Consider the following 19,749-nt stretch of genomic DNA (forward strand, 5'->3'; position numbering starts at 1 on the left):
CCCCTGCCGCCCCCGCCGCCCGCCACCCCTGACCCGTAGGGTTCGGGGATGAAGCGCTACCTGCTGACCGGCACCCCGGGGGCCGGCAAGACGGCGATCCTGCGCAGGCTGGAGCACGAGGGCTACTCGGTGGTCGAGGAGGCCGCCACGGACGTCATCGCGCTGCGGCAGGCCCAGGGCGAGCCCGAGCCGTGGGCGGACCCGTCGTTCGTCGACGCGGTGGTCGCCCTGCAGCGGCGACGGCAGGAGTGGGCCGTCGGCCCGCCGGGGGAGGTGCGGTTCTTTGACCGATCGCCGGTGTGCACGTACGCCCTGGCGGTGTACCTCGGCCATCCGGTGACTCCGGCCCTCGCCCGGGAACTCGACCGGGTCCGGGCGGAGTCGGTCTACGAGCGCCGGGTGTTCTTCGTGGAGAGCCTGGGCTTCGTCACCCCGACCGAGGCACGGCGCATCTCGTACGAGGAGTCACTGCGGTTCGAACTGATCCACCGGGAGGCCTACGCCCGGTTCGGGTACGAGTGCGTTCCGATCGCCCCGGGCCCCCTCGCCGACCGGGCCGCGGCCGTCGTGCGACACCTCGGCACAGCAGCCCAGTAACGCAGCCGTCCCATGACGCGTCGGCCGCACCATCCCGGGCGCAGCGACCGCACCCGCTGCGCCGCCCGTCCGGTCGGCCGGAAGGCCGAGGTTTGCGGTTCGGGCGAGGGCTCAGGCGGGTCCGCCGGCTTCCAGCGCCGCCCGTTCCACGCGGTCGTGGTGGGCCCGCCACCAGTCGGCGTCGCCGGGGGCGGTGTTGGCGCCGTCGGAGCGCTGGCCGGTGGAGCCGTCCACGAGTTCGCGGACGAGGTCGGCGTGGCCGACGTGGCGGTGGGTCTCGGCGATCATGTGGACGAGGACCCGGTGCAGGGTCTGCTCGTGGCGGGCGCCGAACGGCACCTTGCCGACGGCGTCCAGCGGCAGGGCCTCGATGGTGGCGTCGGAGTGCGCCCAGACCCGTCGGTAGCGTCCGACGATCTCCTCGGTGCTCTCGTCCGCCCGTGCCCACATGTCGCCGTTCGGCTCGGTCTGGCCGGTGATCCACACCGGGGCCGGCTCGGGGAAGGGGCGGCCGAAGGTGTCGCCGAAGTACAGTGCCTCGGCGCCGGTGACGTGCTTGACCAGACCCAGCAGGTTGGTTCCGGTGGGCGTGAGCGGGCGGCGCAGGTCGTACTCGGAGAGGCCTTCGAGCTTCCAGAGCAGAGCGTCGCGAGCATCCTGGATGTAGATCCGCAGATCGTTCTTGTCATCTGTTGCTGTCATGGGATCAGTCTGTTGATCACGGGACGTCTGTCGATCGATTTCCGATCCGATCAATTCGTGACGAGGCGTCAAGACTTTTCCGTTGGCAATCGGGAGCGTTCACGTGTGAGCGGAACCTCGGCCGAACGAATGGGGAGTGGTCATGACCGGCGGCACCTGGTCCTGGGACGAGACGCTGTTCGCCGGAACGGCCGCCCACTACACGCGCGGCAGACCCCCGTACGCCCCCGGGCGGGCGCGGACGCTGGCCCAGGCGCTGGGGCTCGACGGGCGGGGGCGACTGCTCGACGTGGGGTGCGGGCCGGGGACGCTGGCGCTGGGGCTGGCGCACCTGTTCTCCGAGGTCGTCGGGGTGGATCCGGACGCGGGGATGATCGCCGAGGCGCGCCGGGCGGGCACGGGCGAGCCCAAGGCCACCTGGGTGCGGGCCCGGGCCGAGGAACTGCCGCCGGGCCTCGGCACCTTCACGCTGGCGACCTTCGGCCAGTCCTTCCACTGGATGGACCGCGACCTGGTGGCGGCGACCGTACGGGGGCCTGCTGCGGCCCGGCGGCGCCCTGGCGCACATCTCGGACCTGAAGGGCGAACCGCGGCCCACCGAGGGGCTGCCCCACCCGCCGGTGCCGCAGGCCGAGATCGGTGAGCTGGTCCGGCGCTACCTCGGCCCGGTGCGCCGTGCCGGTCAGGGGCTGCTGCCGCACGGTACGCCGAACGACGAGGCCGCCGTCCTCGCCCGACCGGGCCGCACCGGGCCGCACCGGCTCGGTCCGGTCGGTCAGCGGACGACGTCGAAGACCTGCTTCTGGAGGCCGTTCCCGTACGTCTCGTGCTCGACCAGCTTCAGCTTCTGGGTGTCCTTGTCCGTCGTGCTGAACAGGCGCTTGCCGGCGCCCAGCAGCAGCGGGAAGACGAGCAGGTGGTAGCGGTCGATCAGGCCGGCGTCCGAGAGGGCGCGGTTCAGGGCGGCACTGCCGTGGACGATGATCGGGCCGCCCTCGGTCTCCTTCAACGCGGCGACCTCGTCGAGCGAGCGCAGGATCGTGGTCTCGCCCCAGTTCGACACCAGGTCGTCCTCGGTGAGGGTGGTCGAGACGACGTACTTCGGCAGCGTCTTGTAGCGGGCGAACTCGGGCATGTCCGGCCAGACCGGGCTGAACGCCTGGTAGCTGACCCGGCCCAGCAGCATCGCCGTGGCTTCCTCCTGCTCCCGCCCCTTGATCTCGAACGCCTCGGGGAGGAAGTCGATGTCCTTGAAGGTCCAACCGGAGTTGCGGTAGCCGGGTTCGCCGCCGGGGCCCTCGACGACGCCGTCGAGCGAGATGAAGGCGGTGCTGATCAGGGTGCGCATGGGTGGTTCCTCGGTTCTCGTGCGGGTCTGTGACGCTCTGAAGGGTCCGAAGGATCTGGAAGGTCTGCCGGGTGCCGGGTGCCGGGTGCCGGGGGCCTGGGGGCCTGGGGGCCTGGTCGGTCAGCCGAGGACTCCGGCCAGCCACCCCTGCCAGGCGGCCTCCGCCCCTTCCGGAGCCGGGCCGCCGAAGAGGTGGTGGAACATCAGCACCAGGCCGGAGCCGTGGTGGAAGGTGTAGAGCCCGTCGGCGGTGCGGACCCCGAAGCGCTCGTCGTCCGCCCGGACCACCTCGCCGTCGAGCGGCGGCAGTCCCGCCGGTCCGCCGTGCACCCGCGCGCCCACGGCGACCGGCAGCGGCAGCGACAGGGCGTGGGCGAGGACGGCCCGGACCTCCGGTTCGGACCGGCCGGCGGACGGTGCGGCGGCGAAGACGGGGACGGCGGTGCGCCCGGGGAAGTGGGCGAGGTACTCGCGGAGCGTGTGGAGGTGGAAGGGCCAGCCGCGACGCAGCGCGTCGTACTCGTCCTGCCAGTCATCGCCGAGCAGGCCGCTGTGGACGATCCGGAGCACGGTGGCGGCGCCGTCCCGGCCCTCGATCAGGTACTCGAAGGCCATGAACCGACCGTCCTCGCCGGTGGCGGTACGGGTGGCCAGCCGCTTGCCGGGTTCGTAGGCGGTGACGACCGCCTCCGTGCGGTGGCCTCCGGTGTCCATGGTGGCGGTGCCGCCCTCGCGCGGGTCCAGCTCGTTGCGGCCCATGAACCAGGAGTCGATTCCCGGCCCGGTGGCGATCGCCTCCCAGACCTGTTCCGGGCTCGCCGGCAGGGAGGTCTCCAGCTCGATCTCGAACGGGTGGGTCATCGCGGGTCCTCCTGGTCCGGTGCGGCCCCGGCCTCTCTCGTTCCGGCTCTGGCCCCGGCCTCTCTTGTTCCGGCTCCGGCTCCGGCTTCTGCCTCGGTTTCCGCTCCGGCCTCTTCCGTCCCCGGTCCGGCCTGCGCGGCGGGGATCTGGTGGAGCCCGACGACCACCCGGTGGCTGCGGCCCCCGGGGGCGGATTCGTCGTGGTAGCGGCTGACGAGGGTGGCCACCGACTGGGCCAACTCCTCGGCGAAGGCGGCCCGGTCGGCCGCGGAGGCGAACCGCACCTGCGCGTCGATGCCGAAGGTGGCGATCCGCCGCCGGGCCCGGGAGGCGCCGGTCAGCAGGGCCCCGACCTCCTGCACCAGCCGGGAGCCGAGTGCCAGCAGCCAGCGGGCGGAGAGCTGGTCGGGGGAGCGGGCGGGGTCCGGGCTCACGGCGGCCAGGACGCTGGGGGAGATCACGTACGAGGCGGCGGTGGAGCGGTAGACGCGTTCGGTGACGTTGCCCTTGCGGCGTTCCTCCGCGAGTTCGACGAGGCCGTGCCGCTCCAGTTCCTTCAGGTGGTAGTTGATCTTCTGCCGGGGCAGTCCCAGCCGGGCGGCCAGCATGGCGGCCGAGGCGGGCTCGGTCAGGGCGGCGAGGAGGCGGGACCGCATCGGGTCCAGCGAGGCCTCGGCCGCGGCGGGTTCTTCGATCACGGCGACTTCCAGCACCGTTCCAGCCTGCAACCGACAAAAAAATTTGTCAAGGAAAAAACGCTTGTCGGTAGCCCGCCCGGACGAGCCCCGTCGCCCATCCGGACGAGCGCCATCGCCCGTCCGGCGGTGTCGCCGTGGAAGGCGCGGTCCCGCTCCGCGGTCGGGTCCTCGCGCGAACCGGCCTTCGGGGCGGTGGTGTGCACGGAGAGCGGCGAGTGGGGTGGCTGAGTCGGACTTGAATCTTTACGAACGAATGTTCGATCCTGGGGTTGTGTCCGTTTTCGAACCTGTTTTCGAATCCGCCGCCGAGCAGCCCGCACGTCCCGTGCTCCGCCCGGTGGCGTCCCCGGCTGCCGCGCCGGGGGAACGGGGGGAGCGAGGGGGGCGGGCGGCGGAGCCCCGGGGCCTGCTGCCGGTGCCGCCCGCACTGTGGGAGGTGCTGCCCGAGGAGGGGCTGCGCCGAGGGACGGCCGTGTCGGTGGCGGGTGGGGACGCCGGGCTGCTGCTGGCGCTCGCCGCCGGAGTGAAGGAGACCGAGGGCGGCTGGGCCGCGGCGGTCGGACTGCCGGACCTGGGACTGGCCGCGGCCGAGGGGTACGGGCTGGACCTGCGGCGGCTGCTGGTCGCGGACGACCCGGGACCGCACTGGGCCGAGGTGGTGTCGGTGCTGGCCGGCGCGGTCGAGCTGATCATGCTGCGCCCGTCCGGGCCGGTGCCGCCGAAGCTGGCGGCCCGACTGGCGGCGGTGCTGCGACGCAGCGGCTGCGTCCTGCTGGTCGCCGGTCCGTGGCCGGGTGCGGCGCTGCGGCTGGGGGTGCGCTCCGGGCGCTGGTTCGGGCTGGGCGACGGCCACGGGCAGCTCGTCGGACGGCAGGTGGAGGTGGTGGCCGAGGGACGCGGCTCGGCGGTGCGCGGCCGGACGGCCCGGCTCTGGCTGCCGGACGAGAACGGCGCGGTGCGTCCGCTCCAGGAGCAGCCGTTCGAGGAGCTGCCGCTCCGGGAACAGCCGCAGCCGGAAGTGGAACCGGCGGCGCGGACGGCACCCCGAGTACCCCGAATACCCCGAGTGGCGGCGGTGGTCTGAGATGGCGGACGACAGAACCCCCCGGGTGCTGGTGGTCTGGTGCCCGGACTGGCCGGTGGTGGCCGTCACCGGTGACGACCCGGTGGCGGTGACCGAGGGCGGGCGGATCCTCGCCTGCTCGGCGGGTGCCCGGGCGGCCGGGGTGCGGCAGGGGCAGCGGCTCAAGCTGGCCCAGCGGCTCTGCCCGGAGCTGGAGCTGCGTGACCGCGACCCGGAGGCGGAGACCCGCCGCTTCGAGCCGGTGGTCGCGGCGGTGGAGGCGTTCACGCCCCGGGTGGAGGTGATCCGCCCGGGCCTGTGCGCGATCCCGGTGAAGGGCCCGGGCCGCTACTTCGGCGGTGAGGAGGCGCTGGCCGGCAAGGTCGGCCGGGCGGTGACGGACGCCCTCGGGCAGCCGCTCGTCCCGGACGCCGTCCCGGGCGCGGTGGCCGTCGAGGGCTCGGACACAACCCGGAACCCGTACACAACCCGGAACCCGTACACGCCCCGGAACCCGTACGCAGCCGCAGCCGCAGCCGGGGCCCCAGCCCCACCCCCAACCGCCGTCGAGGAGCAGCGGGCAGCCGCCCCACAGGCCCAGGTGGGCGTCGCCGACGGCCTGTTCGCCGCCGTGCTCGCCGCGCGGGCCGGGGTGCTGGTCCCGGCCGGCCGGACGGCGGAGTTCCTCGCCCCGTACCCGGTGAGCGCGCTGGGCGACGAGGCGTTGGCCGAACTGCTCGGGCGGCTCGGCCTGCCCACCGTCGGGGCCTTCGCCGCGCTGCCGGCCGAGTCGGTCGCGGACCGCTTCGGCCCGTTCGGGACGGTCGCGCACCGGCTGGCCCGCGGCCTGCAGCCGCGCCCGCTGGTGCCGCGCGACGAGGAGCCGGACCTCGCCGTCGAACAGCGCTTCGACCCGCCGGAGGCGCTGGCCGAACCGCTGGTGTTCGTCGCCCGCACGCTGGCCGAGCGGCTGCACCAGCGGCTGGCCGGGGCCGGGCTGACCTGCCGCCGGGTGGCCGTCGAAGTGGCCTGCGCGGACGGCCGGACGGCCTCCCGGCTGTGGCGGCACGAGGGCCGGCTGTCCGCGACGGCGCTGGCCGAGCGGGTCCGCTGGCAGCTCCAGGCCTGGCAGGGCGCGGGCACCTTCGCGGACCGTGACCGGGCGGGTGACCAGGAGGGTGACCGGGAGGGTGACCGGGAGGGTGACCGGGCAGGTGACCAGACGGGCTTCACCCTGCTCCGGCTCGCCCCCGACGGCCTCTCCCCGGACCAGGGCCGCCAGCTCGCGCTGTGGGGCCAGGCCGTCGCGGACGACCGGGTGGAGCGCGCGGTCGCCCGGGTGCAGGCGGTGCTCGGGCACGCCGGGCTGCGCCGGATCGAACCGGCCGGCGGACGCGGTCCGGGCGAGCAGGTGGTCAAGGTGCCGTGGGGTGAGCCGTACGAGGCGGCGGTGCGGGCCGACGCGCCCTGGCCCGGGCGGCTGCCCGAGGTGTGGCCCGCCGTGGTGCTGCGGGAACCGGCGCCGGTGCGGGTGCTGGACGGGACCGGGCAGCCGGTGACGGTGGACGGCCGGGCGGGGGTGTCGGCCCGGCCGGCCCTGGTGGTGGTCCGGGGGCGGGAGGAGCGGGTGGACGGCTGGACCGGGCCCTGGCCGGCGGTCGAGTACTGGTGGGACCAGTCCTCGGCCCGCCGCCGGGCGCGGTTCCAGGTCGTGGTGGGTGGCGGCCGGGCGCTGCTGCTCACCGTGGAGGGGGGTGCCTGGTACCTGGAGGCCGGCTACGACTAGCGGTCCCGCAACCCGGAACGCGGAGCCCGGAACACAGAGCCCGGAAACGGAACGCGGAACCCAGGGGGGCAGGACGAGCACGAGAACGACGAAGGCATCCCCCGATGGGCTTCACCAGCCACCCCACCCTCCCCTGGAGCGAACTGCACCGCCGGCTGACCGGCGCGGCGCCGGACCGTACGGTCGTCCCGCTGCGCCACCCCGCTCCGGAGCGGGAACAGCCCCCGGTCCCGAAGGACTCTCCGAAGGGCTCCCCGAAGAACTCCCCGGAGGCCCCCGCCGAACCCCGGGTCGAACCCCGGGCCGAACCCCGAGCCGAACCCCGAGCCGAACCCTGGGCCGAACTGCACGTCCACTCCGCCTTCAGCTTCCTGGACGGCGCCAGCGCCCCGGAGGACCTGGTCGCCGAGGCGCTCCGGCTGGGCGTGGAGACCCTTGCGATCACCGACCACGACGGCCTGTACGGCGCCGTCCGGCTCGCCGAGGCGGCCCGAGGGACGGGCCTGGCCACCGCGTTCGGCTCCGAACTGACGATCAGTCATGGCGACTCGAAAGAACACCTGTTGGTCCTCGCCCGCGACCCGGCCGGCTACCGCCGACTGTCCGCCGCGATCGCCGCCGCCCAGTTGGCCGGCGGCGCCAAGGGCAACCCGGTGTACGACCTCGCGGCGCTCGCCGGGGCGCACCAGGGCCACTGGGCGGTGCTCACCGGCTGCCGGCTCGGCCGGGTCCCGGCGGCCCTGCCCGACGGTGCCGAAGCGGAGCGCCGACTCCACACCCTCACCGAGGCGTTCGGCCGCGAGAACGTGTACGTCGAGCTGATCGACCAGTGGCTGCCCGGCGACGACCGGCGCAACGACGCCCTCGCCGCTCTCGCGGCGACGGCGCGGCTCCCCGTCGTCGCCTCCACCAACGCCCACCACGCCGGCCCGGCCCAGGGCCGCCTCGCCCAGAGCCTCGCCGCCCTGCGCGAGCGCCGCACCCTCCAGGAGGCGGTCGGCTGGACCCGGGCGGCCGGCACCGCGCACCTGCGCTCGGGACGCGAGATGGCCGCCCGGCTGGCCCGCTTCCCCGGGGTGCGGCGGGCCACCGCCGACCTCGGCCGGGCCTGCGCCTTCGACTTCGCCAGGCTGGACCCGGAACTGCCCGGCTTCCCCGTCCCCGAGGGCGAGACCGAGATCAGCCACCTGCGCGCCCTGGTCGCGGCGGGCGGCCCGGCCCGCTTCGGTCCGGGCAACGCGGCCGCCCGCCGCCAGCTCGCCAGGGAGCTGGACGTGATCGAGGACCTCGACCTGGCCGGCTACTTCCTGATCGTGCACGACATCGTGGACTTCTGCCGGAGCCGGGAGATCTGGTGCCAGGGCCGCGGCTCGGCCGCCAACTCGGCGGTCTGCTACGCCCTCGGGATCACCGCCGTCGACCCGGTCCACTACCGGCTGCTGTTCGAACGCTTCCTCTCCACCGCCCGGGACGGGCCGCCCGACATCGACCTGGACATCGAGAACCGCCGCCGCGAGGAGGTCATCCAGTACGTCTACGGCCGGTACGGGCGAGAGCACGCCGCCCAGGTCGCCAACGTGATCACCTACCGGCCCCGGCTGGCGATCCGTGACGCCGCCCGGGTGCTCGGCTACCCGCAGGGGCAGGTGGACGCGTTCAGCCGGCAGACCGACTTCCGCTCCGCGCCCGGCGCGGACGCCGTCATCCCCGCCGACGTGCTCCAGCTCGCCGGTCAGCTCCACGGCCTGCCCCGCCACCTGGGCATCCACTCGGGCGGCATGGTGCTCACCCGGGAGCCGATCGGCGAGATCTGTCCCACCGAGTGGGCCCGGATGCCGGGGCGCTCGGTGCTCCAGTGGGACAAGGAGTCCACCGCGGGCGCCGGGCTGGTGAAGATCGACCTGCTCGGCCTCGGCATGCTGGCCGCCCTGCACGACGCCTGCGACCTGGTCGCGGAGCACCACGGCCTGCGCTACGACCTGGCCACCATCCCGGACGACGACGCGGGCGTGTACGGGATGCTGCGCCGGGCCGACACCGTCGGCGTGTTCCAGGTCGAGTCCCGGGCCCAGATGGCGACCCTGCCCCGGCTCAAGCCGGACCACTTCTACGACCTGGTGGTCGAGGTCGCGCTGATCCGCCCCGGTCCGATCCAGGGCGGCTCCGTCCACCCGTACCTGCGCCGCCGTGCCGGGGCGGAGCCGCCGGGCTGCCCGCACCCGCTGATGGAGAACGCGCTCGGCAAGACCCTGGGGGTGCCGCTGTTCCAGGAGCAGATGATGCAACTCGCCATCGACTGCGCCGGGTTCACCCCCGCCGAGGCCGACCGGCTGCGCCAGGCGATGGGTGCCAAGCGCTCGCACGAGCGGGTCGCCCGGCTGCGCGAGCGGCTGCTCACCGGGATGGCCGAGCGCGGCATCCCGTCCGAGGTGGCCGAGGACGTCTACGGCAAGATCGAGGCCTTCTCCAACTACGGCTTCCCGGAGAGCCACGCGATCAGCTTCGCCTACCTGGTGTACGCCAGTGCCTGGCTCAAGTACCACTTCCCGGCGGCCTTCACCTGCGCGCTGCTGGCCAACCAGCCGATGGGCTTCTACTCGCCGCTCAGCTTGGTCGCGGACGTCCGGCGGCACGGCGTGCGGGTGCGCGGGGTGGACGTCAACGCCAGCGGGGCCAGGCCCACCCTGGAGCCGTACCGGGGGCCGACCCCGAAGCCGCCGCTGACCGCAGGGCGCCCGCAGCCGGCGATCCGGCTCGGCCTGGAGACGGTGCGCGGCGTCGGCACCCCGCAGGCCGAGGCGATCGTGGCCGGGCAGCCGTACGCCGGCCTGGAGGACTTCGCCCGCCGCACCGGCCTGCCCGGGCCCGTCCTGGAGGCGCTGGCGACGGCGGGCGCCTTCGACGGCTTCGGCCTGACGAGACGTCAGGCGCTGTGGGCGGCCGGGGCGTTCGCCGGGATCTCGGCGGACCTGATCCCCGGTACCACCCCCGGCACCGAGGCGCCGGAGCTGCCCGGGATGAGCCCGGTCGAGGAGACCATCGCCGACCTGTGGGCCACCGGCACCTCCGCCACCAGTCACCCGCTCCAGCACCTGCGCGGCCACCTGGAGCGCGGCGGCGCCCTCTCGGCCGCTCAACTCCCGGACGTGCCACCGGGAACGGCGGTGGTGGTCGGCGGCCTGGTCACCCACCGGCAACGGCCGCCGACGGCCGGCGGGGTGCTCTTCCTCAGCCTGGAGGACGAGACCGGGCTGATCAACGTGATCTGCAACCGCCCGGTCTGGGAGTCCCAGCGCCGCACCGCCCTGGACCGGGCCGGGCTGCTGGTCCACGGCCACATCGAGCACGACCGGGGCGCCACCAACCTGATCGCCACCCGGCTCACCCCGCTGCGGATCGGCCTCTGAGCGGGGTGGGGCCGCCGGGCCCGGTCCGGTCGGGTCAGTTCGGGTAGCCGATCTCCGCGAGGTCCTCGGCGAGCTCGTCGAGGTCGGTGTCCGGGTTGAGCGCCGCCACCACGGCCGGGGTGAGCGGGCGCAGCGCCAGGACGTGGGCGACCGCGCCGAGGTCCGGCTCGTGCTCCGGCTCGAAGTAGTCCTGGGCCCAGGCCCGGTAGGCCTCGGCGGAGCCGTCGGCCGGCGGGGCGAAGTCCAGCATGGCGAACAGGTGCTCACCGCCGCGCTCGGCGGCCACGCCCTGCCAGCCGCCGTCCCCGGGGGCGCGCCAGAAGCAGCGGGTGACCGTGGGGCCGTCCTCGTCCCCGAAGGCGGGCTCCTCGGCGAAGCGGCGGAACTCCTCGGGCACGGACCCGAGAAGCTCCGGGGCGTTGGGCGCCTCGTGGTCGAAGCCGCGCCCGTAGACGCCGGCGGGGGAGAACACCACGAACCAGTCGTCGCCCTGGCCGTTGCGCATCGAGGCCATCTCCTCGCCCTCGCCCCAGCCGGAGTCGAAGGAGTGGTACCGCGAGTCCCAGTCGTCCGGGCAGAGGATCGCGTCGAGGGCGGCCAGGGCGCGGCAGCGGTCGCGCAGGTCGGAGATCGAGGGCAGGGAGCCGAGCAGGTCGTTCATGCCGTCATTCAACCCTGGAGGTCCGACAGGGCGCCCCGCGGGTCGGTTCAGGCTCCTGGCTGTCGCCCCTTGCCCGGGGCCCCGGCGAAGGCTTGGGCGATCGGCAGCCAGGCGGTGGCGACCGAGCCGGTGGCGGTCAGCGCGAGGTCGTCCCGGTGGCGGCGCTGGGTCACCAGCAGGCAGAAGTCCAGGGCCGGGCCGGCCACCACGTCCTCGGCGCCGGCCGGGCCGAGGGACCAGGTCCCGCCGGTGGGCGCGGTCAGTTCGAGCCGGACCGGGCGCTCGGGCGCGGGCAGGCCGTGCAGGGCGAAGGCGAAGCCGAGGGTGCGCAGCCCCAGGTGGGCGATGTGGCGCAGCCGGTCGGTGGGTTCGCGGGTGGCGCCGAGCGCGTCCGCGACGTCCTGGCCGTGCGCCCAGGTCTCCATCAGTCGGGCGGTCGCCATCGAGGCGGGTTTCATCGGCGGGCCGAACCAGGGCAGCCGGACGCCGGCCGGGGCGGCGGCCAGCGCGGCCTGCACCTCGGCCCGCCCGGCCCGCCAGCGGGCGAGCAGCGCCGCGGGCTCGGCGGCCGCGCCTTCGCGGGCGCCTTCCTCGACGGGATCGGCGCCGGCCGCCGGCAGGTCGGTGAAGCGCCCGCCGAGCGAGGCGCCGAAGTCCTCCGGGTCACGCGCGGCCAGCGCCGTCCAGTCGTCGGTCCAGGCCAGGTGGGCGATCTGGTGCGCCACCGTCCAGCCTTCGGCGGGGGTCGGGCGGGCCCAGTCCCCGGTCGGCAGTCCGGCGACCAGTCCGTCCAGCACCGCGCTCTCGGCCCGCAGGTCGGCCAGCAGACCGCCCAGGACGTCGCTCGCGGCGTTCGGCTCGGTCATCGGCTCTCCCCCTGGCATCGGTTCTCCCTCGGGCATCGACTCTCCCCCCGGCATCGACTCTCCGTCCGGCATCGGATCCCCTTCCGGTCGCGGCAGTTGCTACCCGCCGGTAGCGTTTCGGCGCACCCTATGCCTGGTCGGGCGCCGGCGTCCTTCACTCCACGAAACACGCACGTCAGGACTCTCGCCACCGGCCCCACCACGTGTGACAATTCCGCGATGACAAGGGCTGCGGACCCCCACCTTGCGCAACCCCCCGGCGACGCTGCGCAACCCGAGGACCCCGAACTCACCGCGCGCGCCGCCGAGCTGGTGCGGGACGCCGTGCTGGGCGACCTCGCCCGCCGGGTGGTGGCCGAGTGCGGCGCCGACGTCGGCCTGGTCGGCGTGCCGGAGCCGCTGCCCGGGAGCCGCCCCGGCAGCGAGGGCATGGTGCTGCGCCACTGGGCCGGCACCCGGGCCGACCTGCTGCACGACGTGCCCGTCCCGGCCGGACTCGGCCTCGGCGGCCGGGCGCTCGCTGATCGGGCCCCCACCTGGGTGCCCGACTACCGCGCGGCGACGACCATTTCGCACCACTACGACGCGGCCGTGGCCGCCGAGGACCTGTACGCGATGCTCACCGTCCCGCTGATGGACGGCGACACCGTGCGCGGCGTGGTGTACGCCTCGCTGCGCGCCGTCGTCCCGTTCGGCGACGTGCGGATCTCCGCGGTCGGCAAGCTGGCCCGGACCGCGACCAGGGCGCTCGCCGGAACCGCCGCCTGGAGCCGGGCGCGGCCCCGACAGGCCATCCCCGTAACGCCGTTGACCCCGCGCGAGCACGAGGTGCTGAGATGGGCGGCGACCGGCCGGACCAACCCGGAGATCGCCGCCCACCTGGGCCTGACCTGCAACACCGTGACGGGCTACCTCAAGTCCGCGATGCACAAGCTCGGCGTCCGCAACCGGACCGAACTCGCCCTCGCCGCACGGGAGTCGGGGCTCGTGGAGTGACGAACCGTCAGTTGACCTGGCGATCCCGTCCGGCCCAGTACGGCTCGCGCAGCCGGAACTTCTGCAACTTCCCGGTGGCGGTGCGCGGCAGGACGTCCCGGAACTCCACCGTGGTCGGCGACTTGTAGCCGGCCAGCCGCTGCTTGCAGTGCGCGATCAACTCGGCCTCGGTGACCGCCCCGTGGCCCTCCCGGAGCACCACCAGGGCCTTCACAGTCTCGCCCCACTTCTCGTGCGGCACGCCGATCACCGCGACCTCGGCGACCGCCGGGTGGTCGTACAGGCAGTCCTCCACCTCGATCGAGGAGACGTTCTCCCCGCCGCTGATGATGACGTCCTTCTTGCGGTCCGAGATGGTCAGCTGGCCGTCGGTGAGGGTGCCGCCGTCGCCGGTGTGGAACCAGCCGTCCCGCAGGGCCTCCGCGCTCGCCTCCGGCTGCTGCCAGTAGCCGTCCAGCACGGTGTTGGAACGCACCAGCACCTCCCCGGAGGGGTCGATCCGCAGCTGGGTGCCGAGCGCCGGAGCCCCGGCCCGCACCAGCTTCTCGGCCCGCTCGGCGGCCGGCAGCGCGTCCCACTCGGCCCGCGAACGGTTGACCGTGACCACCGGGGAGGTCTCGGTCAGGCCGTAGAGCTGCATGAACTCCCAGCCCAGCTGCTCCTCGACCTGCTGGATCACCGAGGTCGGCGGCGGGGCGCCGGCCACCACCATCCGCACCCGGTCCCGGCCGGGCACCGGGCCGTCCCAGTCGGCGGCCGCGTCCAGCACCATCTGGACCACCGCGGGCGCGCCGGACAGGAAGGTCACCCCGTGCCGCTCGACCCGGCGCAGGATCTCCGCGCCGTCCACCTTGCGCAGCACGATGTGCCGGCCGCCCAGGCCGGTGATCGCGAACGGCATGCCCCAGCCGTTGGCGTGGAACATCGGCAGGGTGTGCAGGTAGACGTCCCGGTCACTGGCGCCGTAGTGCAGGGCCATCAGTGTCGCGTTCAGCCAGGCGTTGCGGTGGGTGACCTGAACGCCCTTGGGGCGGGCGGTCGTTCCGCTGGTGTAGTTGACGGTGGCGGTGTCGTTCTCGTCCACCGCGTACCGCCGCGGGGTGCCGTCGAAGTCGTAGAGCACGGCGTCGCTGTCCGCGCCGAGCACGAACTTGTGCTTGGCCACCACCCCGCTCAGGGAGTCGGCCACCTCGGGGTCGACCAGCAGCACGGACGCGCCGCTCTGCTCGACGATGTACGACACCTCCTCGGCCCGCAGCCGGAAGTTCACCGGCACCAGCACCCGGCCGTGCCCGCTCACCCCGAAGAACGAGGTCAGCAGCCGGGCCGAGTTGTGCGAGACGACCGCGACCCGCTCGCCCGGCCCGACACCGAGCCGGTCCAGCCCGGCCGCCTGGGCCCGGGCCAGTTCGGCGACCCGCCGGTAGCTCAGCTCGCCCCAGGATTCGGCCGGCTGCACCGGTTCGTCGACGATGCCGACCCGGTCGCCGTAGACCAGCTCGGCCCGGTCGAGGAAGTCCATCACGGAGAGTGGAATCTGCATGGGCCCACTGTCCTCTCCCGCCTGCCCCCTGCACACCCCCGATCGGGGGTGTCACCCGTCCGCGCCCGCCCCGACCGCCGTCAGCGCCGCCACCAGCCGGTCCCGGGCCTCCGTCTGGGCGGTGATCCGGCGTTCCAGCACCGCCAGCCGCTCCCGGGCGATCCCCAGCACCCGTTCGGACGGCCGCCCGGACAGCACGTCCCCGTCCAGGCAGCCGAGCAGCGGCCGGAGGTCCTCCAGGGTGAGCCCGGCGGCCACCAGCGCGCGGATGTTGCGCACCCGGACGACCGTCGGCTCGCCGTACTCGCGGTAGCCGTTCGGTGCGCGCCCGGACTCGATCAGCCCGGCCTGCTCGTAGTGCCGCAGAGCACGGGCGGTACTGCCCGTCCGGGCCGCCAGCTCACCGATCCGCACCCCGCCGTGCCCCCTCCGCGTCAGCCCACCAGCGCGCCCCCGTCGACGGGCAACACTACGCCGGTCACGAACGAGGCCTGCGGCGAGGCGAGTCGGGTGATCGCCCAGGCCACCTCCGCGGGCCGTCCGATCCGGCCCAGCGGTGTGTGCTCGATCTGCCACTTCCGGATCGCCGCCCGCTGCTCGGGGCCGTATCCGGAGTGGTCGCCGATCGGGGTGTCGATCGCCCCGGGCGCCACCGCCACCACCCGGACGCCGCGCGGCGCCAGCTCGACCGCCCAGCTGCGGGTGATGGTCTCCAGGGCCGCCTTGCCCGCCGCGTACACCGAGTTGCCCGGCCAGCCGCGCTGCCCGACGGCGGTGCTGACGTTGACCACCACGCCCCGGCTCTCGCTCAGCGCCGGCACCGCCGCCTGGCCGAGCAGCACCGGTGCGACCAGGTTGGTGGCGAGCAGCGTCTCGATGCCGGCCCGGTCGAAGCTGCCGAGCCCCTGCCCGCTGTGGACGATCCCGGCGTTGTTGACCAGCACGTCCAGCCGCCCGAACCGCTCCAGCGCCGCCCGGACGATCCCCTCCGCCGCCTCCGGCCCGGTCACGTCCGCGGCCAGCGGCTCGATCAGCGCCGGGAACCCGGCCGCCGTCCCGGCCAGCGGCTCCGGCCGCCGCCCGACCGCCAGCACCCGCGCCCCCTCGGCCGCGAAGGCCCGCGCCGTCTCCCGCCCGATCCCCGTCCCGGCCCCCGTGACCACCACGACCCGGCCCCGCGTCCCGCTCTCGTCGCTCATGGCCCCACCCTCCGACCCTGCCGCCAGCGTCAAGGTCAAGCGGGAGCCGCGTCCTCCGCGTGCTGAGCCCGTCGTGGTTTGCCGAGCCCGTCGCGAACGGCGGGCCCGAGGCGCCGGCCCCGGCCGTACGCCTGCTAGGAAGTTCGACGCACGGTCACCACCCACGGGGGAGTACGCCCATGAACGACCACCCGACAGCCGACGGCCTGCTGTTGCGCCCCTTCGAGGACGCCGACGCGCCCGCCCTGATCGAGGCCTACCGGGACGAGACGCTGCGCCGCTTCACCCGCACCCCGGTCGGCGACGCCGAGCAGGCCGCGCACTGGCTGCGCCTCCAGTACGACGGCCGGGCGGCCGGCACCCGGTACAGCTTCGCCGTCCTGGACGGCGGCGAACTCGTCGCCAACGTCGCGCTCAAGTACCCCGCCCCCGGCGGGGAGAGCGCCGAGGTGGGGTACTGGACGGCCGGCCCGGCCCGCGGCCGGGGTGTGGCCCCGCGCGCGGTGGAAGCCCTGACCGCCTGGGCCTTCGCCACCTTCGCCGAGGGCGGCCTGCGCCGGATCGACCTGCTGCACCAGGTGGACAACCCCGCCTCCTGCCGGGTCGCCGAGAAGGCCGGCTACTCCTTCGAGGAACTGCTCCCGGGACTCCCGCCGACGTATCCGCTGGACGGCCACCGGCACTCCCGTAAATGGCTGGACGGATCCCGATGACGCAGGTCAGAGTGGTCGAATGGCTTCTCTGGTACGACATGTGACGATCGACTGCGCAGACCCGTACGCCCTGGCCGGCTTCTGGGTCCAGGTCCTGGACGGCACCCGGGGTGAGGACGACCACCCGGAGGACCCGATGGCCGTGGTGGAATCCGCCGGCGCCTCGCTGCTCTTCATCCGGGTGCCCGACACCAAGTCGGTGAAGAACCGGCTCCACCTCGACCTCCAGCCGCAGGACCGCGGCCGGGAGGAGGAGGTGGAGCGCCTGGTCGCCCTCGGTGCGACCGTGCTGGCGGACCACCGTCTGCCGAACGGCAAGGGCTGGGCCACCCTGGCAGACCCCAACGCTCCGGACTACCAGTTCTGGAGTAGTCCCCGGTGTCGACCGCCACCCTTACCCGCGACCAGCGGACTTCGTCCCCCTCTTCGGAGGGTATGACCACAGCGACCCTGCCCGGGACCGAGGGCACCGTGTTCGCGGGGCGCCTGCGGGGCGTCTCAGCCATCCGCCTGTCCGTACTGACGGACGAAACCACCAGCCCCGAACGGCAGCGCGAGGCCAACGACCGCGCCGCCGCGGCTTTGAACATCGACTTCGGCGAGGATGACCAGCGCCGCGAGGCCGTCGACCTTGACGTGTCGGCAAGCAAGACCGCTCCGTGGGAACGTCCGGGGCTGGGCAAGTGGATCGCAGACCCCGACAGCTTCGACGTGATCGTGTGGTGGCGCTTTGACCGCGCCGTCCGGTCGCAAGGCCATATGCACAAGCTCGCCGAGTGGGCGAGCGAGCACCGCAAGATGATCGTCTTTGCCGAGGGCGTCGGCGGCGGGATGCAGCAATTCGACTTCCGCAACCCGCTCGACCCGGTGACGCGGATGATGCTGAATCAGTTCGCTTTCGCCGCCGAGATGGAAGCGTGGTCGATCAAGGAGCGCGTCACCGGAGCCATGGCGGCGATGCGCAAGATGCCGCTCCGCTGGCGCGGCTCCCGCCCGCCGTACGGCTACATGCCCGCCCCGATGCCCGAGGAGTCCGGCAGCGCGGGATGGACCCTTGTACCCGACCCGGACGCCGTTGCGGTCATCGAGCACATCATCCGGGAACTACTGAAGGGCGACACGGTGTCCGCCATCGCGGCGGGGCTGAATGCCGATGGCATCCTGAGCCCCCGCGACTACTGGGCCGTTAAGAACGGTCGCAAGCGGGGCGGAAAGACCGGCGCCACCAAGGGATCACACGTCGTTGTGGACGTGTTCAAGTGGACTCCGGCGGTCATCACCCGGATGCTTCGCAGCGAGGCACTGCTCGGCTGGAAAATGCACAACGACGTGCCCGTGCGCGACGACAAGGGCAACCCGGTGATGCAGACCGAGACGCCGATCTTGACCCGCGAGGAGTTCGACCGGATCGGCGCGGTCCTGAATGGCCGCAGCATCAACAACAGCGAACGGTCCGACACGGACTCGCTGCTGCTGCGGGTCATCCACTGCGATTCGTGCGGCGGGCGCATGTACCTGAACAAGCAAGAGGACAAGACACCGACGTACAAGTGCAACTACCACGCCCGCGGGGACAAGTGCGAGGCGCCGTCGAACGTCCGGGGAGACTGGGCAGACGACCATGTCGAAGCCGAGTTCCTGCGCCTGGTGGGCCCCATCCGGACGAAGACGGTCGTAGAGATTCCCGGCTACGACCCCGAGCCGGAGTTGAACGCGACCGTGGCCGAGTTCGCCGCACACCTGGATATCCAAGGGCAGCAGCAGTCCAAGCACGCCGCGCAGGAATGGAAGAAACGACACGATGCGCTGGACAGCCGCATAGCCGAGCTGGAGTCCAGGGAGAAGACCGAGCCCCAACGAGTCGTAACGGACACCGGTCGGACCTACGCGGATGACTGGGCGACGGCGGACCTCGCTGGCCGGCGGCGCATGCTGGTTGACGCCGGGGTCCGGCTCGATGTAAAGCGAGGTACCCGGGGCGGGTGGCGGAAGCTCGACACGCGGCGGGTCACCTTCACCATTAAGGGCGAGCTGGACCCGGTCATCGAGGAGATGGCGGGTCTTCGCACCGAGCTGAGCGCCACCCCCAAGACCGCCCCTGCCGAGGGCGCACGCGCCCGCCTCGCCGAGCCCGTCGCGGCGTAGCGCACCAGCGGGGTAGGGGTGACGGGGTGACGTTCGAGGGTCTAAATCCAGTTTCTTCTATGACAGAGCGAGTCTAGAGAAAAACTGAAATCACCCCTTCGAACGTCACCTCGTCACCCTCGGCCCCGAACAGGGGATCGTCCCCCTCTTCTACTCCCGGGAGAAGGAACGGGGACACAGCCCGGACGGCGCCGCTCGGCGGGCCGCTGGAATCCGTCCCCCTCTTCCTCTTCCGAGAGAGGGAACGCAGGATTACCGCGCACCCCACCGACGGGAACCGGCGGACCGAGTGCCCGCGCCCCTCTCTCACGCAACCCTGCCCGTGCACCACACACCCGCGTCACCGGGTGGTCGCCGGAGTCGTGCGGCAGGGTGCGGGGGCTGTACCGCCCACGAGTGGCCCCGTCCGCCAGGGCGGGCCGAAACGGGTCGTGAGCGAGTGCAGTCCCCACCATTGCCGGATGACGCGATGCACAGAGATCGTGGTCTTCGGCCTGATGCAACTGGTCACCGAGGGGGCATCGTGCGCTGTATCGACTGCCTCTCGCCTCCGACTCACCGGGGGCGCTGCGAGGCCCACCACGTGGCCTATGAAGCCCGTCCGAGTGTCCGTGCCCGCCGCCGGCTGCTCGCCCTGGTGGCACGGCGCCACAGCGGCGCGGAGCGGCTTCGGCGGCGGGTCGACCGGACGGGCTCCGCGGTGTGCGGACTGTGCGGCGACGACTTCCCGGCCGAGCTGGTCGACGTCGACCACCGGACCCCGCTCGCCCTCGGCGGCGAGGACACCGACGACAACGTGTGGGCGTTGTGCCGCAAGTGCCACCGAGGGAAGACCATGCGGGAGTTCAACGTCGGCTGAGCAGCGCAACGAGGGTTCCGCCGCCTGCCGTGGCTGCGGTGATGAGCCACGCAGGGATGCGCTGAATGGTCAAGTGCACACCCCCGATGCGGAGTTCCAGGAATGGCGCGTTCTTCTCGGGCTGCCTGTTGGTGTCCATGACCCCATCTCAGCGGATCGGTTGGGCATGGCCAAGATCCCGCCCGCGTGAACTGTGTGAACTGCGATGCCGACCCGTGAAACGGCGTGAAACCCACCGAGCGGAAGGTGCCCCCATGCCCCGAAGACCCCGCCCCCCGTGCAGCGTGCCCGGGTGTCCTGAGCTG

General features: G+C 73.4%; 18 protein-coding genes and 1 pseudogene. 10 read left to right on the top strand and 9 right to left on the bottom strand.

Going from position 1 to position 19,749, the window contains the following annotated elements; genetic code table 11:
* Nucleotides 1-48: 48 nt before the first annotated feature.
* Nucleotides 49-597 carry an ATP-binding protein gene (locus ACFRAR_RS10160; protein WP_380696842.1) on the top strand — a complete coding sequence of 183 codons (549 nt, stop codon included), beginning with the start codon at nucleotides 49-51 and terminating at the stop codon, nucleotides 595-597.
* A gap of 111 nt (nucleotides 598-708) precedes the next feature.
* Here ACFRAR_RS10160 and ACFRAR_RS10165 read toward each other — a convergent pair whose 3' ends face one another.
* Nucleotides 709-1,299 (bottom strand): DinB family protein, encoded by a 591-nt coding sequence (locus ACFRAR_RS10165; RefSeq protein WP_380696844.1) that lies wholly within the window; start codon nucleotides 1,297-1,299, stop codon nucleotides 709-711.
* 142 nt (nucleotides 1,300-1,441) lie between these two features.
* Here ACFRAR_RS10165 and ACFRAR_RS10170 point away from each other — a divergent pair.
* A pseudogene (locus ACFRAR_RS10170) lies at nucleotides 1,442-2,096 on the top strand (class I SAM-dependent methyltransferase); the annotation flags it as partial.
* Here ACFRAR_RS10170 and ACFRAR_RS10175 read toward each other — a convergent pair.
* The 3 genes from ACFRAR_RS10175 to ACFRAR_RS10185 all read right to left on the bottom strand — a co-directional run bounded on the left by ACFRAR_RS10175 (nucleotide 2,075) and on the right by ACFRAR_RS10185 (nucleotide 4,221).
* The gene (locus tag ACFRAR_RS10175; RefSeq protein WP_380696846.1) at nucleotides 2,075-2,647 is read right to left on the bottom strand and encodes a dihydrofolate reductase family protein; all 573 of its coding nucleotides are present in this window, start codon (nucleotides 2,645-2,647) and stop codon (nucleotides 2,075-2,077) included. The pseudogene ACFRAR_RS10170 and the gene ACFRAR_RS10175 sit on opposite strands and share 22 nt — an antisense overlap.
* A 120-nt stretch (nucleotides 2,648-2,767) precedes the next feature.
* Nucleotides 2,768-3,508 (bottom strand): SRPBCC domain-containing protein, encoded by a 741-nt coding sequence (locus ACFRAR_RS10180; RefSeq protein ID WP_380696848.1) that lies wholly within the window; start codon nucleotides 3,506-3,508, stop codon nucleotides 2,768-2,770.
* Nucleotides 3,505-4,221: an ArsR/SmtB family transcription factor gene (locus tag ACFRAR_RS10185; protein WP_380696850.1), complete on the bottom strand. Its 717-nt coding sequence runs from the start codon at nucleotides 4,219-4,221 to the stop codon at nucleotides 3,505-3,507. The genes ACFRAR_RS10180 and ACFRAR_RS10185 overlap by 4 nt, the downstream gene beginning before the upstream one ends.
* 400 nt (nucleotides 4,222-4,621) lie before the next feature.
* On the opposite strand from ACFRAR_RS10185, the gene ACFRAR_RS10190 reads away from it, so the two are divergent.
* From ACFRAR_RS10190 to ACFRAR_RS10200, 3 genes are all read left to right on the top strand, one after another.
* Entirely contained in the window at nucleotides 4,622-5,290 is a 669-nt protein-coding gene (locus ACFRAR_RS10190) for a hypothetical protein (protein ID WP_380696852.1), read from the top strand.
* Nucleotide 5,291: 1 nt separating this feature from the next.
* Nucleotides 5,292-7,055, top strand: coding sequence for a DNA polymerase Y family protein (locus tag ACFRAR_RS10195; RefSeq protein ID WP_380696854.1), 1,764 nt, complete (start codon nucleotides 5,292-5,294; stop codon nucleotides 7,053-7,055).
* 104 nt (nucleotides 7,056-7,159) lie between these two features.
* The gene (locus ACFRAR_RS10200) at nucleotides 7,160-10,462 is read left to right on the top strand and encodes an error-prone DNA polymerase (RefSeq protein WP_380696856.1); all 3,303 of its coding nucleotides are present in this window, start codon (nucleotides 7,160-7,162) and stop codon (nucleotides 10,460-10,462) included.
* Nucleotides 10,463-10,496: 34 nt separating this feature from the next.
* Here the strand turns inward: ACFRAR_RS10200 and ACFRAR_RS10205 are convergent, their stop codons facing one another.
* Nucleotides 10,497-11,123: a hypothetical protein gene (locus ACFRAR_RS10205; RefSeq protein WP_380696858.1), complete on the bottom strand. Its 627-nt coding sequence runs from the start codon at nucleotides 11,121-11,123 to the stop codon at nucleotides 10,497-10,499.
* 47 nt (nucleotides 11,124-11,170) lie between these two features.
* Nucleotides 11,171-11,989: a TIGR03084 family metal-binding protein gene (locus ACFRAR_RS10210; protein ID WP_380696860.1), complete on the bottom strand. Its 819-nt coding sequence runs from the start codon at nucleotides 11,987-11,989 to the stop codon at nucleotides 11,171-11,173.
* Between the two features lie 219 nt (nucleotides 11,990-12,208).
* Here ACFRAR_RS10210 and ACFRAR_RS10215 point away from each other — a divergent pair, with 219 nt between their 5' ends.
* On the top strand, nucleotides 12,209-12,985 hold the full coding sequence (locus ACFRAR_RS10215) for a LuxR C-terminal-related transcriptional regulator (protein WP_380696862.1): 777 nt from the start codon (nucleotides 12,209-12,211) through the stop codon (nucleotides 12,983-12,985).
* A 7-nt stretch (nucleotides 12,986-12,992) separates the two neighbouring features.
* Here ACFRAR_RS10215 and ACFRAR_RS10220 read toward each other — a convergent pair whose 3' ends face one another.
* The 3 genes from ACFRAR_RS10220 to ACFRAR_RS10230 are packed head-to-tail and all read right to left on the bottom strand — an operon-like array spanning nucleotide 12,993 to nucleotide 15,727.
* Nucleotides 12,993-14,528, bottom strand: coding sequence for an AMP-binding protein (locus tag ACFRAR_RS10220; protein ID WP_380696864.1), 1,536 nt, complete (start codon nucleotides 14,526-14,528; stop codon nucleotides 12,993-12,995).
* Between the two features lie 51 nt (nucleotides 14,529-14,579).
* A complete protein-coding gene (locus ACFRAR_RS10225) occupies nucleotides 14,580-14,942 on the bottom strand; it encodes a MerR family transcriptional regulator (protein WP_380696866.1) in 363 nt (120 codons plus the stop codon).
* Nucleotides 14,943-14,962: 20 nt separating this feature from the next.
* On the bottom strand, nucleotides 14,963-15,727 hold the full coding sequence (locus ACFRAR_RS10230; protein WP_380696868.1) for an SDR family NAD(P)-dependent oxidoreductase: 765 nt from the start codon (nucleotides 15,725-15,727) through the stop codon (nucleotides 14,963-14,965).
* Between the two features lie 179 nt (nucleotides 15,728-15,906).
* On the opposite strand from ACFRAR_RS10230, the gene ACFRAR_RS10235 reads away from it, so the two are divergent.
* The 4 genes from ACFRAR_RS10235 (at nucleotide 15,907) to ACFRAR_RS10250 (ending at nucleotide 19,444) form a co-directional block, all read left to right on the top strand.
* Nucleotides 15,907-16,440, top strand: coding sequence for a GNAT family N-acetyltransferase (locus ACFRAR_RS10235; RefSeq protein ID WP_380696870.1), 534 nt, complete (start codon nucleotides 15,907-15,909; stop codon nucleotides 16,438-16,440).
* Nucleotides 16,441-16,459: 19 nt separating this feature from the next.
* Entirely contained in the window at nucleotides 16,460-16,879 is a 420-nt protein-coding gene (locus tag ACFRAR_RS10240) for a VOC family protein (protein ID WP_380696872.1), read from the top strand.
* Entirely contained in the window at nucleotides 16,876-18,585 is a 1,710-nt protein-coding gene (locus ACFRAR_RS10245; protein WP_380696874.1) for a recombinase family protein, read from the top strand. The genes ACFRAR_RS10240 and ACFRAR_RS10245 overlap by 4 nt, the downstream gene beginning before the upstream one ends.
* A 583-nt stretch (nucleotides 18,586-19,168) precedes the next feature.
* Nucleotides 19,169-19,444 carry an HNH endonuclease gene (locus ACFRAR_RS10250; RefSeq protein ID WP_380696876.1) on the top strand — a complete coding sequence of 92 codons (276 nt, stop codon included), beginning with the start codon at nucleotides 19,169-19,171 and terminating at the stop codon, nucleotides 19,442-19,444.
* Nucleotides 19,445-19,749: the final 305 nt, after the last annotated feature.

The organism is Kitasatospora sp. NPDC056651 (assembly GCF_042792155.1).
GTDB lineage: Bacteria > Actinomycetota > Actinomycetes > Streptomycetales > Streptomycetaceae > Kitasatospora.

What these genes read in the sequence shown, in the direction of transcription:
- ACFRAR_RS10160 (WP_380696842.1), top strand. Translation starts at nt 49, where the DNA reads ATGAAGCGCTACCTGCTGACCGGCACCCCGGGGGCCGGCAAGACGGCG.
- ACFRAR_RS10165 (WP_380696844.1), bottom strand. Translation starts at nt 1,299, where the DNA reads ATGACAGCAACAGATGACAAGAACGATCTGCGGATCTACATCCAGGAT.
- ACFRAR_RS10175 (WP_380696846.1), bottom strand. Translation starts at nt 2,647, where the DNA reads ATGCGCACCCTGATCAGCACCGCCTTCATCTCGCTCGACGGCGTCGTC.
- ACFRAR_RS10180 (WP_380696848.1), bottom strand. Translation starts at nt 3,508, where the DNA reads ATGACCCACCCGTTCGAGATCGAGCTGGAGACCTCCCTGCCGGCGAGC.
- ACFRAR_RS10195 (WP_380696854.1), top strand. Translation starts at nt 5,292, where the DNA reads ATGGCGGACGACAGAACCCCCCGGGTGCTGGTGGTCTGGTGCCCGGAC.
- ACFRAR_RS10200 (WP_380696856.1), top strand. Translation starts at nt 7,160, where the DNA reads ATGGGCTTCACCAGCCACCCCACCCTCCCCTGGAGCGAACTGCACCGC.
- ACFRAR_RS10205 (WP_380696858.1), bottom strand. Translation starts at nt 11,123, where the DNA reads ATGAACGACCTGCTCGGCTCCCTGCCCTCGATCTCCGACCTGCGCGAC.
- ACFRAR_RS10210 (WP_380696860.1), bottom strand. Translation starts at nt 11,989, where the DNA reads ATGACCGAGCCGAACGCCGCGAGCGACGTCCTGGGCGGTCTGCTGGCC.
- ACFRAR_RS10215 (WP_380696862.1), top strand. Translation starts at nt 12,209, where the DNA reads ATGACAAGGGCTGCGGACCCCCACCTTGCGCAACCCCCCGGCGACGCT.
- ACFRAR_RS10220 (WP_380696864.1), bottom strand. Translation starts at nt 14,528, where the DNA reads ATGCAGATTCCACTCTCCGTGATGGACTTCCTCGACCGGGCCGAGCTG.
- ACFRAR_RS10230 (WP_380696868.1), bottom strand. Translation starts at nt 15,727, where the DNA reads ATGAGCGACGAGAGCGGGACGCGGGGCCGGGTCGTGGTGGTCACGGGG.
- ACFRAR_RS10235 (WP_380696870.1), top strand. Translation starts at nt 15,907, where the DNA reads ATGAACGACCACCCGACAGCCGACGGCCTGCTGTTGCGCCCCTTCGAG.
- ACFRAR_RS10240 (WP_380696872.1), top strand. Translation starts at nt 16,460, where the DNA reads ATGGCTTCTCTGGTACGACATGTGACGATCGACTGCGCAGACCCGTAC.
- ACFRAR_RS10245 (WP_380696874.1), top strand. Translation starts at nt 16,876, where the DNA reads ATGACCACAGCGACCCTGCCCGGGACCGAGGGCACCGTGTTCGCGGGG.